The sequence below is a fragment of the Pseudomonas sp. B2M1-30 genome (assembly GCF_025447575.1).
Lineage (GTDB): Bacteria > Pseudomonadota > Gammaproteobacteria > Pseudomonadales > Pseudomonadaceae > Aquipseudomonas > Aquipseudomonas botevensis.
Window position 1 is genome coordinate 33,661 of the sequence record NZ_JAOEJT010000013.1, and the last position, 16,192, is coordinate 49,852.

General features: G+C 62.4%; 18 protein-coding genes. 9 read left to right on the top strand and 9 right to left on the bottom strand.

From position 1 onward, the window contains the following. Window positions 1-54: 54 nt before the first annotated feature. Window positions 55-1,491 carry an amidase gene (locus tag N8H74_RS22535; RefSeq protein WP_262150414.1) on the top strand — a complete coding sequence of 479 codons (1,437 nt, stop codon included), beginning with the start codon at window positions 55-57 and terminating at the stop codon, window positions 1,489-1,491. 69 nt (window positions 1,492-1,560) lie between these two features. On the opposite strand, the gene N8H74_RS22540 is transcribed toward N8H74_RS22535, so the two are convergent. Next, on the bottom strand, window positions 1,561-2,916 hold the full coding sequence (locus N8H74_RS22540) for an MATE family efflux transporter (RefSeq protein ID WP_262150416.1): 1,356 nt from the start codon (window positions 2,914-2,916) through the stop codon (window positions 1,561-1,563). A 202-nt stretch (window positions 2,917-3,118) separates the two neighbouring features. Here N8H74_RS22540 and N8H74_RS22545 point away from each other — a divergent pair, with 202 nt between their 5' ends. Both N8H74_RS22545 and N8H74_RS22550 read left to right on the top strand, forming a co-directional pair. Continuing rightward, on the top strand, window positions 3,119-3,682 hold the full coding sequence (locus N8H74_RS22545) for a chorismate mutase (protein ID WP_262150418.1): 564 nt from the start codon (window positions 3,119-3,121) through the stop codon (window positions 3,680-3,682). 123 nt (window positions 3,683-3,805) lie between these two features. Then, complete coding sequence (locus N8H74_RS22550; protein WP_262150420.1) at window positions 3,806-4,285, top strand: phage infection protein; 480 nt, start codon at window positions 3,806-3,808, stop codon at window positions 4,283-4,285. Between the two features lie 73 nt (window positions 4,286-4,358). Here the strand turns inward: N8H74_RS22550 and N8H74_RS22555 are convergent, their stop codons facing one another. Continuing rightward, complete coding sequence (locus N8H74_RS22555) at window positions 4,359-4,694, bottom strand: hypothetical protein (RefSeq protein ID WP_262150421.1); 336 nt, start codon at window positions 4,692-4,694, stop codon at window positions 4,359-4,361. 173 nt (window positions 4,695-4,867) lie between these two features. Here N8H74_RS22555 and N8H74_RS22560 point away from each other — a divergent pair, with 173 nt between their 5' ends. Further along, complete coding sequence (locus tag N8H74_RS22560; protein WP_262150422.1) at window positions 4,868-6,511, top strand: diguanylate cyclase; 1,644 nt, start codon at window positions 4,868-4,870, stop codon at window positions 6,509-6,511. A 9-nt stretch (window positions 6,512-6,520) separates the two neighbouring features. Here the strand turns inward: N8H74_RS22560 and N8H74_RS22565 are convergent, their stop codons facing one another. The 3 genes from N8H74_RS22565 to N8H74_RS22575 all read right to left on the bottom strand — a co-directional run bounded on the left by N8H74_RS22565 (window position 6,521) and on the right by N8H74_RS22575 (window position 9,078). Beyond that, window positions 6,521-7,219 carry a hypothetical protein gene (locus tag N8H74_RS22565; RefSeq protein ID WP_262150424.1) on the bottom strand — a complete coding sequence of 233 codons (699 nt, stop codon included), beginning with the start codon at window positions 7,217-7,219 and terminating at the stop codon, window positions 6,521-6,523. A 77-nt stretch (window positions 7,220-7,296) separates the two neighbouring features. Further along, window positions 7,297-7,683, bottom strand: a complete 387-nt coding sequence (locus tag N8H74_RS22570; RefSeq protein ID WP_262150426.1) for a cytochrome c family protein — start codon at window positions 7,681-7,683, stop codon at window positions 7,297-7,299. Between the two features lie 63 nt (window positions 7,684-7,746). Continuing rightward, a complete protein-coding gene (locus N8H74_RS22575) occupies window positions 7,747-9,078 on the bottom strand; it encodes a PLP-dependent aminotransferase family protein (RefSeq protein ID WP_262150428.1) in 1,332 nt (443 codons plus the stop codon). 90 nt (window positions 9,079-9,168) lie between these two features. Between N8H74_RS22575 and N8H74_RS22580 the strand changes: the two genes are divergently transcribed. After that, window positions 9,169-10,062, top strand: a complete 894-nt coding sequence (locus N8H74_RS22580; protein ID WP_262150430.1) for a DMT family transporter — start codon at window positions 9,169-9,171, stop codon at window positions 10,060-10,062. Window positions 10,063-10,065: 3 nt separating this feature from the next. On the opposite strand, the gene N8H74_RS22585 is transcribed toward N8H74_RS22580, so the two are convergent. Beyond that, window positions 10,066-10,887, bottom strand: coding sequence for an AraC family transcriptional regulator (locus N8H74_RS22585; protein WP_262150432.1), 822 nt, complete (start codon window positions 10,885-10,887; stop codon window positions 10,066-10,068). A 134-nt stretch (window positions 10,888-11,021) separates the two neighbouring features. Between N8H74_RS22585 and N8H74_RS22590 the strand changes: the two genes are divergently transcribed. Next, a complete protein-coding gene (locus N8H74_RS22590) occupies window positions 11,022-11,534 on the top strand; it encodes a carboxymuconolactone decarboxylase family protein (RefSeq protein ID WP_262150434.1) in 513 nt (170 codons plus the stop codon). A gap of 64 nt (window positions 11,535-11,598) precedes the next feature. On the opposite strand, the gene N8H74_RS22595 is transcribed toward N8H74_RS22590, so the two are convergent. After that, a complete protein-coding gene (locus N8H74_RS22595; protein ID WP_217830416.1) occupies window positions 11,599-13,044 on the bottom strand; it encodes a SulP family inorganic anion transporter in 1,446 nt (481 codons plus the stop codon). 160 nt (window positions 13,045-13,204) lie between these two features. Here N8H74_RS22595 and N8H74_RS22600 point away from each other — a divergent pair, with 160 nt between their 5' ends. Both N8H74_RS22600 and N8H74_RS22605 read left to right on the top strand, forming a co-directional pair. After that, window positions 13,205-13,501, top strand: coding sequence for a hypothetical protein (locus tag N8H74_RS22600; protein WP_262150436.1), 297 nt, complete (start codon window positions 13,205-13,207; stop codon window positions 13,499-13,501). Window positions 13,502-13,577: 76 nt separating this feature from the next. Next, the gene (locus N8H74_RS22605; protein WP_262150438.1) at window positions 13,578-14,123 is read left to right on the top strand and encodes a hypothetical protein; all 546 of its coding nucleotides are present in this window, start codon (window positions 13,578-13,580) and stop codon (window positions 14,121-14,123) included. A 61-nt stretch (window positions 14,124-14,184) separates the two neighbouring features. Here the strand turns inward: N8H74_RS22605 and N8H74_RS22610 are convergent, their stop codons facing one another. Both N8H74_RS22610 and N8H74_RS22615 read right to left on the bottom strand, forming a co-directional pair. Further along, window positions 14,185-14,799, bottom strand: coding sequence for a hypothetical protein (locus N8H74_RS22610; RefSeq protein ID WP_217830419.1), 615 nt, complete (start codon window positions 14,797-14,799; stop codon window positions 14,185-14,187). A gap of 121 nt (window positions 14,800-14,920) precedes the next feature. Next, window positions 14,921-15,379: a GNAT family N-acetyltransferase gene (locus tag N8H74_RS22615; protein WP_262150442.1), complete on the bottom strand. Its 459-nt coding sequence runs from the start codon at window positions 15,377-15,379 to the stop codon at window positions 14,921-14,923. 143 nt (window positions 15,380-15,522) lie between these two features. Between N8H74_RS22615 and N8H74_RS22620 the strand changes: the two genes are divergently transcribed. Continuing rightward, window positions 15,523-16,164: a TetR/AcrR family transcriptional regulator gene (locus N8H74_RS22620; protein WP_262150444.1), complete on the top strand. Its 642-nt coding sequence runs from the start codon at window positions 15,523-15,525 to the stop codon at window positions 16,162-16,164. Window positions 16,165-16,192 lie beyond the last annotated feature (28 nt).

Consider the following 16,192-nt stretch of genomic DNA (forward strand, 5'->3'; position numbering starts at 1 on the left):
ATCACGACGAGGCACGCGACCTAAGATCGAGACTTCTCACCTGGAGTCTCCACGATGAATCTCAACGAATACGCCGCCCACGACGGCATCGCTCTGGCGCAACTGATCGCGGCGGGCGACGTCAGCACCCAAGAAGTTGCAGCGCTGGCCATCGAAGCCGTGCAGCAGGTCAATCCGTCGATCAACGCCGTGATCGAACACTGGACGCCGGGTATTTCCACCGGCAGCGGCCCGCTCGCCGGGGTGCCGTTTCTGATCAAGGATCTGGCGATCACTGCCGCTGGCCGGCGCAATGAACTGGGCAGCCGCCTGGCCGCCGGTCTGGTCGCGGAACACGATTCCTACCTGATGCAACGCTTCAACGCCGCCGGGTTGAGCACGGTTGGCCGCACCACGACCCCGGAAATGGCCTTCAGCACGGAAACCGATTCCATCCTGCAAGGGCCGACGCGCAATCCCTGGGACACGCGGCTGTCGGCCGGTGGCTCAAGCGGTGGCGCCGGTGCCGCCGTGGCGGCGGGGATCGTGCCGATCGCCCATGCGACCGACGCCGCCGGCTCGATCCGCGTGCCGGCGGCGTTCAACGGTCTGGTCGGCCTCAAACCGACCCGAGGCCGCTGTTCCCATGGGCCGGTGATGGATGAAGTGTTCGCCGGGCTCGGCGTGCAGTTGGGCCTGTCCCGTTCGGTGCGCGACAGCGCCGCGCTGATGGATATCGTGCAGGGCCACGCGCCCGGTGATCCGTATCACACCGCCGCGCCGGCCGAGGGTTTCCTCGCCCAGGTCGGCCGCGATCCGGGGCGGCTGCGCATTGGCCTGCTCGACACGCCGTGGAACGGCGCCGCCGTCGATGGCGAAATTCTCGACGCCACCTCGCGCATCGCCCGGGAACTGGACACCCTCGGCCATCAAGTGGAATCAGTACAAGCGCCACTGGGTCTGTCCTGGGACGCCTTCGTCGAGGCCAACGCGCACATCTGGTGTGCGAGTCTGGTGCGCTGGATCGGTCATCTCGCTGCCGCCACCGGTCGGCCGATCGATGAGCGCACGCTGGAGCCTGCCACCCTCGCCTGCTACGCCTTTGGCCAGCGCTCCCGTGGCACTGATTTCGCCGCCGCGCTGGAGGTACGCAACAGCATCGCCCGCCAGGTCGCCGGGTGGTTCGAAGAAATTGACGTGCTGCTGACCCCGACCCTGCCGTATCTGCCGCAAGCCATCGGCACTTACAACCTGGGCGCCGAACACATGGACGGCCGGCAGTGGACGGCGCGGGTGTTCGAACATTCGCCGTTCACGCCGGTATTCAATGTCGCAGGGACACCGGCGATTTCGCTGCCACTGGGGATGTCCGGCGCCGGGCTGCCGATCGGCCTGCAATTCGCCGCGCGGTTTGGTGCCGAGGACGTGCTGTTGCGTCTGGCCGGGCAGCTGGAACAGGCGCTGCCGTGGCAACACCGCCAGCCGCCAATCCGGGTGGGGCATTCGGGCTGACGATCAATCCGGATGCCATAAAAAAGGCTGCCCCGACAGGGCAGCCCTCCGCTCCGCTCGTCCAGACAATCAAACCAGCCGCTCGATCTTCTGATGCTGCCAAACCATCCGGTAATACAGCGTCTGCAACACCAGCATGCCGAGGTAGGCCACCGGGAATGCCATCCACACGCCTTGCAAACCGAATTGGCCATCCAGCCAGTACGCCGCCGGCAACTGCACGCCGAGCACGCAGACGATCGCGATCCCCACCGGCACCAGTACCGTGCCGCTGGCGCGCATGATGCCGCCGATGATCGCCTGGAAACCGAATATCAACAGGCTCCACAGCATGATGTGCAGCAAGTGTTCGGCCATCGCCCGGGTCGAGTCTTCGGTCAGGAACAGCCCCAGCAGCCAATGCGACAACAGATAACCGAGCACGATCAAGCCACCGGTCAGGCAGACGTTGATCCACAGCCCGGTGCGCAGGATCGGCCCCATCCGCTCCAGCCGTCCGGCGCCAATCGCCTGGGCGCCGAGGATCGACGCGGTGATCGCAATCGACAGCGCCGGAAACTGCACGTAGTTGACGATCTGCGTCACCGCACCGTAAGCCGCCGTCGCCTGTGAGCCGTGCTGGTTGACCAGCGCCAGAATCACCAGCTCCGACAGCGACAGGACAATCATCTGCACCCCGGTGGGCAGGCCGATGCGCAGCACTTTGCCGAGGATCTCGCGGTCCAGGCGCAGCGCTGCAAAGAACTCGCGATCCGGCGCCAGCGGATGGTTCTTGCGAATCAGACTCCAGGCCAGCCACGCCATCGCCGCCAGCGTCCCGAACAGCCCGGCAAAAGCGGCGCTCTGAATGCCCAGTTGCGGCAGCCCGAGCCAGCCGCGAATGAACGCCGGCGTCAGCGCCAGCCCGACCACGGTCGAGAGCAACAGCGCCAGCATCGGCGAAAACGTATCGCTGACCCCGCGCAGCAGTTGCGTGAACAGCACGTACACCAGCACAAACGGCAACGTCCACATCATCACGTGGGCATACGCCACCGCATCGTCCAGCACATCTGCGGGCGTCCCCAGTCCTTGCAACGCCTGCCGCGCGAACACGCTGCCCAACACCGCTGCCACCAGGCCGATCAACACCCCCAGCAACAACGTCGCCCCGGCAATGGCCTTCACCATATGCCCCTCGCGCGCACCCCACGCCTGCCCGATCAACACCCCGGCACCGGCGCCAAGACCGATGACCAGGGCGATGAAGAAAAAGATGATCGGAAACATCCCCGACACCGCCGCCAGCGCCTGGGTGCCGAGCATCTGGCCAATGTAGATACTGTTGACCGTGCCTGACATCGACTGCAGGAAGTTCGACAGGACCATCGGGGCCAGGAACAGGAAGTAGGTTTTCCAGAGCGGGGATTGCGCGGGGTTTTGCATTGACTGGCGGTCCGTCTCGACGACTGGGGGGACTGATGGAGGATAGCTTCGGTGAGTTGGATCCGAGGTGCAAATGAACATCTCAGGTATGAGTATTTATTTCCAGCCGGGGCGTTGAATCTTTTATCAATGACGCGATAGGTGTCCGCTCGCCGCTGTGATAAACAAGCCACTCTCAGGATATCCATCAAGGCTCTTGTTCATGCACCTCTCTCCACGCCTGCTCACCTGCACCCTCTTCGCCCTGTTTGCCAGTGCCGCCCAGGCAGCCGCCCCGGCGCCGGACGCCCTGCAACCCTTGCTGGTTACCCTGAACGAACGCCTGAACATCGGCGACCTCGTGGCCCTGACCAAATGGGACAGCGGCAAGCCGATCCAGGACAGTCCGCGTGAGGCTCAGGTGATCGCCAATGCCCGGACGCTCGCCGCCGGGCGAAAGCTCGATGCGGAGGATGTCGCCCAGTTGATCGCGGCGCAGATGGAGGCCAACAAACTGGTGCAGTACGGTTTGCTGGCGCAGTGGCAAGCGGCAGGCGCGGCGCCGGACACGCCGCGTCCGGATCTGGGCAAGCAGATTCGCCCACGACTGGATGAACTGCAAACCCGTCTGTTGCAGCAATACGCCGACTTCACGCCCTATCGCCACGATCCGAATTGCCCCGCCTGGCTGGCCAGGGCGCGCAATGGCCTGGCCCATGATGCGCTGCATGAACTGGCCCTGACCCGCGCCACCGGGGAGTTGTGCATTCGTGCGACGGCCCCGTGAATCGGGGTGACGGTATACATCGCTGACGTCGATAGTCACCATCACGTCAATGAAGTTCTCATAAAAAATCCCGGGCGTAACATCTGCTCCATACCAACCAAAAACACCCCGGAGCACACGATCATGAAACGCCAAACCCTCCTCAGCATCGCTTTCTCGGTTTTTGCAGTTAACGCTTTTGCCGCTACTCCCGCTCACACGATGATCGCCGAAGGCGGTTCTGACCGGTTGATTGAAAGCCGCGTGGCTGAAGGTGGTTCGGATCGTCTGCAAGAACGCCGCGTAGCCGAAGGTGGCTCGGATCGTCTGCTGGAACGCCGCGTTGCCGAAGGTGGTGCGGATCGTCTGCTGGAACGCCGTGTAGCCGAAGGTGGTTCGGATCGTCTGCTGGAACGCCGTGTAGCCGAAGGTGGTTCGGATCGTCTGCAAGAACGCCGTGTAGCCGAAGGCGGTTCTGATCGTCTGCTGGAACGCCGTGTAGCCGAAGGTGGTTCTGATCGTCTGCTGGAACGTCGCGTCGCCGAAGGTGGTGCGGATCGTCTGCTGGAACGCCGTGTAGCCGAAGGTGGTTCTGATCGTCTGCTGGAACGCCGCGTCGCCTGAATCAACCGCTGCACTGCAACACCCATAAAAAGCCCGGCCTGATCAGCCGGGCTTTTTTGCATCCAGCCGCCAGTTACTGCACGGTTTTCAGCTTGACCACGTCACCGGAGATCTTGGTGGTGTAACCGGTCAGGACCCATGCCCAGAACCAGTTTTCCTGAACCTGGGTGTTGATCATCGCGTCGCCGCCCTTGGCCTTGATCGCAGCGTCCTGAGCGCGGACGAAACGGTTGTTCTGGCGGATCGGGATAACGCCGAACAGCAGCAGACCGGTAGCGCTGGCTTCGCTGTGGCCAACCACGGTGTATTGGCTGCTGTCATATTGTTTGGTGTTCATCGGGGTGCCGGTGCAACCTGCCAGAACCACACCGAACAGTGCGGCGGCGACTACTTTGCTGAGGTATTTCACTGCAAGACTCCATGGGTAAACGCCCGGGATCCATCTCTCGGGCGGTGCACACTTTACGCAAAATGATGGCTCATTAGTATCATCTCTCGACAAGTTTCATGAACCCGTTCTCTGTTCGCCACTCGGCGATGTCGCATACCATGACGCCACTCCAATAAAGACAGACATCGCCCATGCTCAAAGCCAGTCTGCGCAGTCACCTGACCCTGTGGTTCGCCGGTTTGTCCCTGCTGACGCTGTTGAGCGTGGGCTTTTACGTCGGCCACATCGCCACCGAACAAATGAAACAGGCCAGCGGCAATGCCCTGTTGAGCACCGCGCGGTCGGCAGCAGTGTTGTTGGGCGAACAATTGCGCGAGCGGCAACTGGAGGTCTACCTGCTCAGCCGCGCGCCGCATCTGGAACGTGGCGACCTGGACAATCCGTTGATTCTGCGGTCGATGCAGTTGCGCACCCAGGCCCGCACCGAGTATGCGTGGATGGGCGTGACGGATGCCTCGGGCCAGGTGCATCAGGCGGTCAACGGCTTGCTGGTCGGCCAGTCGGTTCAGGCACGGCCCTGGTTCCAGGCCGGCCTGCGCGGTGAGTACACCGGCGATCCGCACGAAGCGGTGCTGCTGGCGAAGTTGCTCCCGGGGTTGCCCAACGGCGAGCCGCTGCGTTTCATCGATTTCGCCGCGCCGATCCGTAATGCCGAAGGTCAGGTGATCGGCGTGCTCGGCGCCCATGCGCACTGGAACTGGGTGACACGCATCGTCGAATCGGCGGCCATGTCGCACAAGGGTGTGGCGCCGGATATCGAAGCCTTGATCATCGATCACGACGGCAAGGTGCTGTATCCGGAAGCGCTGGTCGGCCAGCAACTGGCCGCCAATGATCCGGCGTCGCCGGGCTGGACCGCCGGCAACGGTTACCTGACTAGCGTAGTGACGGTGCCAACGCCCTCAAGCACGGCGCTGTCGTGGTCGATCGCCGTGCGCCAGCCGCTGGACACCGCGCTGCAACCGGCACGCCTGCTGCTCTACAAATTGCTGCTGTTGGGCGTGTTTGCCGCCGTGGTCTTTGCGCTGGTGGCGTATTACCTCGCGCTGTACCTGAGCCGTCCGATCGAACAACTGGCGCATTCGGCCAAACAGGTGCAGAACAACCAGCCCGGCGCGCACTTCGCGCTGCAACATCCGGTGCAGGAAATCGCCCAGCTCGGCCAGTCCATCGACGCCATGACCCAATCGCTGCTGGCCAAGGAGCGCGAATTGCAGGACGCCAATGCCTCACTCGAAGCCACCGTCGCCCAGCGCACCGCCGCCCTCACCCAGGCCAACGCCGAACTGATGAACCTGGCGACCCACGACGCCCTGACCGGCGTCTACAACCGCCGCCGCTTCGACGAAAAGCTCACGGAGTACAGCCTGCTGTTCCGCCGCACCGGCCGACCGTTCGCCCTGCTGCTGATCGACGCCGATCACTTCAAGCGCATCAACGATACCCACGGCCACGCCGTCGGCGATGACGTGCTGCGGCAACTGGCGCAGCTGATTCAGCTCAGCACCCGCGCCACCGACTTCGTCGCGCGTTATGGCGGTGAAGAGTTCGCCGTGCTGCTGCCGGAAATCGCCAAACCCGATACGCCCGAAGTGGTCGCCGAAAAGATCCGCACGGCGGTGGCCGACGCGCTCTTCCCGGCGGTGGGCGATGTCACGGTGAGCATCGGCGTGGGCCTGGCCGATCCGGCGGACAATCATCACACCCCCCTGATCAAACGCGCCGACCAACAGCTCTATCAGGCGAAGGCAGCGGGCCGGAACCAGGTGGCGTGATTCAATCCGTCACGGCTGTTTCAAGTCATCCACCAGCTTGTTGACGAGCAGATCCGTGACGTGAGTGAACGCCTTGCGTAGCGCCTCCCCATCCGTGGCGTACTGCTCGGGCAAATAGGCAATGGTGTTGGCATCGTTGAACACGGAAATCGTCTCGAAATTGCGCCACACCGACGAACCCTGACGCTTGATCGAAGCGTTGGCGCCGATCACCGGATACAGCACGGTGCTGAAGTTCTTCAGGCACAGCCCCCACTGCGACACCATGATTTCCACCTCGGCATCGGCCTGCTCGCCTTCACCGACGATGGTGAACAGACGCTCCTGCCTGACCCGGTCAGCAAAGCTCTGCCGGATCAATTTGCTCAGGTCAATGTCATGGGCCTGCATGTTATTGCGGATCGCTCGGGAAATATCCCCGGTCACCACATCCCCCGCCTTCGTCCCGGCCACGGAGCCTGCGCCCGCCAGCGCATTGGTCCCGGCTGTCGACGCCCCGGCAGCCATGCCGCTGGCCGCACCCGCACCGGCGCCAAGCCCGGCGCTCCAGGCCTGGGTCATGCTCGTGTACTTGAAGTTATCGACGGCGACAAACACCGGCAGGATCTTCAGCGTCTTGATCTGCTGGCGATCTTCCGTGCTCAGATTCTTGGTCACGCAGCCCGACAGCAGCAGGAGCCCACAGATAACAGCGAATAGCTTTTTCATGGCGAGAAGGTTTTCGAGGAAATGACAGGGGACTTATCGCCCGCGACGGCCGATCCTTGAGCGCCCTGTTGATGCGATCACGGCGCCGGGAACGTCTGCAGATAGGCCAACAGGTCGTCGATCTTTTCCTCGTCACTCAATCCCCAGAAGATCATCCGCGTCCCCGGCACTACGCCTTTCGGGTCTTTCAGGTACGCCGTCAGGGTTTCGCGATTCCAGGTCACGCCCGAGTTTTTCATCGCATCGGAATACACGTAATTCGCCGAGGTGCCGGCGGGCCGGCCGAAAATACCGTTGAGTTGAGGGCCGAAGCCGGGACGGGCGGACTCACCCACCTGATGGCAGCCACCGCATAGGCGCGGGAAGATTTTGCCGCCCACCTCGGCGTCGCCGGCTGCAAGGGCGGGCATGCTGAGCAGGCTGGCGTTGAGGATCAACAAGGTCAGTGCGGTGATGTTTTTCATCAGGGTTCCGGAGCAGAAATTCGGCGGGCCACAGGGTAGCAATTTTGCGGCACAGCAGCGCAGTTACAGGAAGGCACCGACCACCTGCCGAACCTTGATCAGCGCCTGACGCAACACCTCCATGCTCACCGAACCCAGCGCCAGCCGGATCGCATGGGGTACATGGGCCGAAACCACGAACGGCTCGGCAATCGACACCGCGATCTGCTGCTGCATCAACTCGACCACCACTTGATCGGCGCGGGCATCTTCCGGCAGTGGCAGCCAGAGGAAATAGGAGGATGGATGGCCGATGCAAGGCAAATCCTTGAGGATCTCGGCCGCCAGCGCCTGACGCGCCTGGGCATCACGGCGCTTTTGCGCTTCGAGCAACGTGACGGTGCCATCGTCGAGCCAGCCGCAGGCGATGGCCGTCATCACGCCTGGGGTGTTCCAGGTTGTCGCGCGGATGATGCGCTCCAGCGCCGGAACCATGGGCACGGGCGCTGCAATGAAACCGACGCGCAGGCCGGTGGCGATGTTTTTTGAAAGACCCGAGACATGAATCGTTCGCTCCGGCGCCAGTTCAGCCAAAGGTGGCGGTGGGTTATCGACCAGAAAGGCGTAGGCCGCGTCTTCAATGAGCGTCAGATCATGCGTCCGGGCAATCGCCACCAGTTGCTCCCGCGCCTCAAGCGGCATCACCCAGCCAAGAGGATTGTGCAGGGTCGGCATGCTGTAGACGGCGCGCACCGAACGGCTGCGACAGAGTTTTTCCAGTGCCGACAGATCCGGTCCCTGCGCGGTCACGGGAATCGCCACCACCTCCAGATGCAGCGCTTCGGCCAACACCTTGAAGCCTGAGTAGGTCAATGCATCGGCGGCAATCACATCGCCGGGTTTGAGTAATGCCATCAGCGCCACCGCCAGCCCTTGTTGCGCACCATTGACGATCAGCACCTGCTCGGCCTCGACATTCACACCGCGAGTTTGCAGATATCGCGCAACCGAGGCCCGCTCGTGCTGACGCCCGGCGTGGGGCTGATAACGCAGCAGTGCTTCGAGGTCGCCCGACAGCGCCAATTGCCGCAGCGCGGTGCGCAGCAGCTCAGCCTGACCGGGCAATGACGGGTAGTTGAAATTGAGGTCGACCATGCCGACCGCGACATCTTTCTGATCGATGCTGTGCCCCGGCGGCAAGGCAATTTCACGCACATAGGTGCCACGCCCGGTTTCGCCGCTGACCAGACCCATAGCCTCCAGTTCGGCATACACCCGCGATGCCGTGACCAGCGCCAGCCCTTCGCTGGCGGCCAGTTGCCGATGGGTCGGCAGGCGTGTACCGGGCAGCAGTCGACCGGATCGGATGTCCGCCGCGTAGCGGTCAACGAGGGTCTTGTAGCGGGAACGTGGCATGTCGGGATGTATCCATGACAATTCTTTGATTGTGCTGATTCTCAGCCATAGGATTTATCCGACGCAACCCCACTTCAGAGCGCAACTCGTATGGAACGCACTTCTCATCTGCCCAGCCCGGCCCTGGAAAAAACCAGTGGCTGGATCAACGGTTTCATCGGCGTCGTGATCTTCAGCGGCTCGTTGCCGGCCACGCGCCTCGCGGTGCTGGAGTTCGATCCGCTGTTCCTCACCGTCGTCCGCGCGACCATTGCCGGAGTGTTGGCGCTATGCCTGTTGTGGCTGTTTCGCGAGCGGCGTCCGGCGCGGGACCAGTGGTTTTCGTTGTTGATCGTGGCGCTGGGCGTGGTACTGGGTTTTCCCTTGCTTACCGCGCTGGCGCTGCAGTACGTGACGTCGGCCCATTCGATTGTCTTTGTAGGATTGTTGCCGCTGGCTACGGCGATTTTCGGTGTATTGCGCGGTGGCGAACGGCCGCGTCCGGTGTTCTGGATCTTCTCGGTGCTGGGCAGTGCGCTGGTGGTCGGTTTCGCTATTTCCCAGGGCCTGAGTGCTTCGCCCATCGGCGATCTGCTGATGCTGGCGGCCATCCTCGCCTGCGGGCTCGGTTACGCCGAAGGCGCAAAGCTGTCGCGAGCCCTCGGTGGCTGGCAGGTGATCTGCTGGGCGCTGGTGCTGTCGCTGCCGGTAATGGCGTTGCTGAGCGTCTGGCGGATGCCCGCCTCGCTGCACGGCATCAGTGTTTCGGCCTGGACGTGCCTGGCATACGTGTCGCTGTTCAGCATGCTGATCGGGTTTGTGTTCTGGTATCGCGGCCTGGCCCAGGGCGGGATTGCGGCGGTCGGGCAGTTGCAGTTGTTGCAGCCGTTTTTCGGCCTGGCGCTGGCGGCGACGCTGCTGCATGAAAAGGTCAGTATCGGCATGCTCGCCGTGACGCTGGGGGTGATTCTGTGCGTGGCCGGGGCGAAGAAATTTGCCCGGTAATCTTCAACGGGCGCCCGCCTTCCACTCCCTCGGACTGAGCCCGGTCTTGCGCCGAAACGCCCGGGCCAGCGCCGAAGGACTTTCATAGCCGACCTCCTCGGCGATCAAGGCAATCGGCCGACCCTCGCGCAGGCGTTTCTGCGCGAGGCTGACCCGCCAGTTCACCAGATAATCCGCTGGCGTCTGCCCCACCACCTGCCGGAAGTGTTCGGCGAAAGCGGCCCGGGACATGCTCGCGGCAGCCGCCAGCTCGGCGACGCTCCAGGCTTTGGCCGGTTGTTCGTGCATCAGGTTCAGGGCGCGGGACAATCGTGGGTCCGCCAGCCCCGCCATCATCCCCGGTTGCTGGTCGCGACTGCCGATGAGGTGACGCAGCAGCAGAATCACCAACAATTCGAACAGACGATCCATCACCGCCACGCGCCCGCAGTGGCCGTCGAACGCTTCCTTGAACAACCATTCCAGAGTGTTGGCCATCTCCGGCAGCTCGCCGAGTTTCAGTATCAGGTAGTCCGGCAGCGCCGCCGCCAAGGCATTCCCCGCGCCGCCGTCGAAGGTCAGCGAGGCGCACACCAGTTGCGTGTCCATGGTTTCGTCAGCAAACAGACGATGGGCAAACGGTCGGGGGAAGAAAATCAGCGTTGGTTCGCTGAGGATGACTTCAGGCTCATTCCCCGGTTTGAGCCGCAATTGACCGGCCTGCAACAGATGCACATGACCTTCCGCCTGCTCGCCACCGTAGGCGCTGATGCCGCAGAAAGTGCCGCTATGGAACGTGCCGGCATTGACGCCGAAATGGCTGAGCAAAGTAGAAAGGCGATCCATGGGGGATGTTCTCGGTGACAGATTTGGACGATCTGTTGCATATCCTCGACGATTTGCACCCAAAGCACCAGCCGCGCTGATTAGCATGAACTCCATCCCCGGCGCACTTCGCGACGGACTTTCGGAGAATCACCATGAGCCGCATCGCCCCCCTCAGCCTCGATACCACCACCGACGCCACCCGCCCATCGCTTGAAGGCGTGCAGAAGAAAATCGGCTTCCTGCCCAATCTGTTCACCACCCTGGCCAAGGCTCCGGTCGCGCTGGATACCTACCTGCAAGCCTCGGCCATACTCGGCAAGACCTCGCTGAGCGCCAAGGAAAAAGAAGCGGTGTACCTCGCCACCTCGCAGGTCAACGGTTGCGACTATTGCCTGACGGCGCACTCGCTGTTCGCCAGCAAGGCCGGACTCTCGGCGCTGGAAATTGGCGAGGCCCGCCACGGCCGCCTCAACGCGTTCGCCGCCCTCGCCCGGGAACTGACCGAAACCCGTGGTCACCTGAGCGACGAGCAGATCGCCATTGCCCGCGCCGCCGGCATCGATGACAAGAAAATCATCGAAGTCATCGCCCTCGTCGCCGTGCAGACCCTGACCAACTACCTGAACAACGTCGCTCTGACCGACATCGACTTCCCGGCCATCTGAACAGACACCACAAACAATCGTGGGAGCGGGCACCCCGCTCCCACGTTGTTGAAGGAAGACGCCTTCAGTCGTGATCGACGCCCGCGCGTTTGAGCAGTTTCTTGCAGCGCTCGGACAGATGAAACACCTGCAGATGCTTGCCCGCCTTGGCATAGCGTTCACGCAGGGTTTTCAGTGCGGCGATGGCCGAATAGTCGACAAAGATCAGATGCCGGCAATCGAGGGTGACCCGCTGCGGATCGTTGGCCGGGTCGAACTGGTTCAGGAACGGCGTGGTCGAGGCGAAAAACAGCGTACCGTGCAGGCGATAGAGTTTGCTGCCGTCCGCTTCCTGATGCTCATCGGCGTACAACTCACGGGCCTGCTGCCAGGCGAAGTTCAGCGCCGCGATGACGATCCCGCACAGCACCGCCGTCGCCAGGTCGGTGAACACGGTGATGGTGGTCACCGCGATGATGACCAGCACATCGTTGAACGGCACTTTGTTCAGCACCCGCAACGACGCCCAGGCGAACGTCTGCTGCGACACCACGAACATCACCCCCACCAGCGCCGCCAGAGGAATGCGCTCGATCAGCGGCGACAGAAACAGAATGAACAGCAGAATCAGCATCCCGGCCACCACGCCGGACAAACGCCCGCGCCCGCCGGAGCTGAGGTTGATCACGGTCTGCCCGATCATCGCGCAGCCGCCCATGCCACCGAACACACCCGAAACCATGTTCGCCGCCCCCAGTGCCACGCACTCGCGATCCGGGTAGCCGCGCGTTTCGGTGATTTCATCGGTAAGGTTGAGGGTCAGCAGGGTTTCCAGCAGCCCGACCAGCGCCATCAGAATCGCGTACGGGGCGATGATGCCCAGGGTTTGCAGATTCCACGGGATGTCCGGCAGGGCGAAGGTCGGCAGACCGCCGGCAATGTGCGCCATGTCGCCGAGGGTGCGGGTCGGCAGACCGAGCAGATAGACCAGCAGGCCCACGCCGAGGATCGCCACCAGTGCCGGCGGCACCGCGCGGGTCAGGCGCGGCAGGATGTAGACGATGGCCATGGTCAACAGCACCAGCCCGGTCATCAGGTACAACGGCGTGCCGCTGAGCCAGTGTTCGCCGCTCTTGAAATGCTCCAGTTGCGCCAGCGCAATGATGATCGCCAGACCGTTGACGAAGCCGAGCATCACCGGATGCGGCACCATCCGCACCAGTTTGCCCAGGCGCAACACACCGAAGGCCACCATGATCAACCCGCCGAGCAACACCGTCGCCAACAGGTACTGCACGCCGTGTTGCACCACCAGCGCCACGATCACCACCGCCATCGAACCGGCCGCCCCGGAAATCATCCCCGGCCGGCCGCCGAACAGCGCCGTCAGCGTACAGATGATGAACGCGCCATACAGGCCCATCAGCGGATTGAGATGCGCCACCAGCGCAAACGCAATGCATTCGGGCAACAGGGCAAACGAGGTGGTGAGTCCGGCCAGGACATCGGCGCGCAGACGAATCGGTTTCATGGCATACCTGACAGAGCGGCCGACGGGCACGGCCGCTGATATTCGCGGGAAAAGAAGGGTTGCGGATGTTACGGAAATGTCCGGGATCGGGCCAGTCATCGCTGACAGCCAATGACTCGCGCACTATGCTTGCGCGCTGCTTTTATCGAGGGAAATCCGCATGTCGACCGAATTGACCAGCCGCGAAGTCTGTCAGCACTTGCGCGACGCGGCGCTGGGCGTTCGCCCGTTGCAGGTGATCGGTACGGGAACGGGCCAGGTATCGGTCGACATCGAAGGCTGGCGCCTGCAACTCGAATTTGACGGCAAGCATCTGCATCACTGCGGCCATTGCTGCTGCCCGGACGGCCGCGAATGGGCGCTCGACAGCCGACAACGTTTCGGCACCGATCCGGTCAGCCTGCTGAGCACCTGGGAATTGGCGCAGATCGAGGGTTTGTTGCGCCGGGCCGAATGAGGCGGGCGAACATCCTTGCTCGATGATGGCACTCTGCCCATAATTCGCCCCCCTATTCTACGCGCAAGGAAATGCCGTGAAAAAATCTCTGCTGTTCGTCCCGCTGCTGGCCCTGCTGCTTCAAGGTTGTGGCGTGACCATGACCCGCTACGAGCCAAGTTACGACAACGTTCAGAAGCTCAAGCAGACGCCACCGCTGCACGCGATCAGCAATCCACAAGTGACGGCCGCTTCCGGCGAAGGCTCGCTGATGGTCCGGGCCAACCCGATCAGCTCGCCAACCGGCAGCATCCCGGCGCACATTCAGGACGCAATCACCGAGGAACTGCGCAAGGCCGGCCTGCTTGACCCGAACGCCGCCCGCCACCTGCAAGTGCTGGTGGTGAAAAACCAGTTGAATGCCGGCATGGGCACCGGTGACGGCAAAATCGCCGCACGCTTCACGCTGCTCAACGGCAACGACGTGGTGTACGACACGACCAAGGATGTCAGCCACGAGTGGAACAGCAGCTTCTTCGGTTTCATCGCCATTCCCAACGCCGCCAACGCCTACAACCCGATGCTGAAAGATTTGCTGAAGGATCTGTACAGCGATCCGCAATTCATTCAGGCCCTGAAATAAGGGTAAAAAAAAGAGCCGCGATTGCGGCTCTTTTTTTGGCTGCTTACCCGCGCAACGCGGATCAGAGGGCCGAGTATTTCGGGCGGTTGCTGTCAGCCCATTCTTTGAGCAACGCATTAACCTGACGAGTGAAAGTATCGCTCACCGCAGCCTTGGGCGTATTGAACGCCAGTGGAATGAACCAGATGCCCATCCAGGTGCCGACCGAGTCATGATTGCTCGCTGTGGTCAGAGGCTGCCCTTGCTGATCGAGGGTTTCCAGGCTCAGGGTGTACTGGTCGGTGGCGTAGGCCGGAATGATCGTCATGCTCAGACCACTGATGAACGCCAGCGCCAACTCACCACCATTTGGCGGATGGTTGTACATCTTCAGGCGCAGACTGTAGTCGCCCGGTTGCTTCTCGAATTCGTCCAGCGTGACGCGACCGAACAGGCCGGAGTCCGTCAGGGCTTTTTGCAGTTGCGGCTTGAGCATGTCCCGCGCTTGCGGCAACTCCACGGCGGAAGCGCTTTTCGGCTCGCCCTGATAGAAATCGAAATCGACATAGACATTAGGCTTGTTGGCATAGCTTGCCATCGACGGCAGCGTGACCGGCGCCACTTCGTCCTTGGTAAAACTGGCGCAACCGCCCAGTGTCAGCACCAGGCCCAGCGCCAGGATTTTCCCGAATTGCATGATGTCTTCCCTAAGTGATAGCAAAGAGCCTCCATTGCGGAGAGCCGGGGCGGATTCTAGTGATCGCCCGTCTGCGGGAAAAGACCAAACAACAGAAAAACCCGAAAAAAGTCAGAGTCGATCAATCGCCTCGCAAATCGAGGTTGTAGGTGTAGTAACCGGTATCGCGCACATAACCCAGCGATTCATACAGACCCTGCGCGGTGAAATTGTCGATGGCGGTTTCCAGCACCAGCCCCTTGGCGCCGCTCGCCAACGCAAAGTCCCGCGCGGTGTTCATCAATAGCCTGCCGACGCCACGCCCACGGGCCGCAGGCGCAGTGAACAAGTCGCTGAGCAGCCAGGTGCGATGAGCATCGATGGACGAAAACGACGGGTACAACTGCACGAATCCCAGCGCTTCAGCGTTTTCGTTCTCAGCCAGAAAAATCACCGACTCACCACCCGCCATGCGCTCGGCGATGAACGCCCGCGACTGGGCGAGGTTCGGCGGCTGACCATAAAAGCCGCGATAGGCGTCAAACAGTGTGGCGACCGCCTCAAGATGAACCGCACTGGCGCGCAATGCCTGAATACCCATATGCCCTCCCCGATGACTTTCAATAATGGAACCAGCATAGCGCTGTCGACCGAGTGCGCTGGCTTAACCGCTATATAGTTTTGTATATTGCGAAACCGAATTCGCCAGAACCTTGCCATGCCGTCCCTGAAATCCGTACTTCCATGAGCAGCATCCGCGAACGCAATCAACAACTCATCCTCGCCGCCGCCCGCGAGGAATTCGCCGCCAACGGCTTCGACGCGACCCAGACCCGCGATATCGCCGCTCGAGCGGGCGTGCCCAAGGCCAATCTGTATTACTACTTCCAGAGCAAGGAAAACCTCTACGGCAAAGTGCTGCTCGGCTTTGTCGAACCGCTGCTGGAAGCCTCGGCGGTGCTGCGCGAAAGCGACGACCCGCTGATCGGCCTGCGCGCCTATGTCGCCGCCCGCATCCGCATCGCCCGCGAACATCCGGCAATTGCAAAGGTGTTCAGCGGCGAATTGCTGCTCGGCGGCCGCCAACTGCCCGAAGAATGCCGCGACCTGCTGCACGCAGAGGCCCGACGCAACGTCGATTGCCTGCGCAGCTGGATCGACCGGGGCTTGCTCGCGCCGGTCGACCCTGAGCATCTGATGCTGTTCATCTGGTCAGCGACCCGCACCTACACCAACATCGGCTGGCAAATGGGCCGCATCACCGGACGGGAGGTGCCGCAGGATGAGGATTATGAGAACGCGGCGCAGACCATCACGCGACTGGTGCTGGAGGGCGTGGTGGCCGAGCCGGTGAGGGATGTCCGGATGTTGATGTTTGCGACCTGAACGGGGGACGCGACACCGCCTCACAATG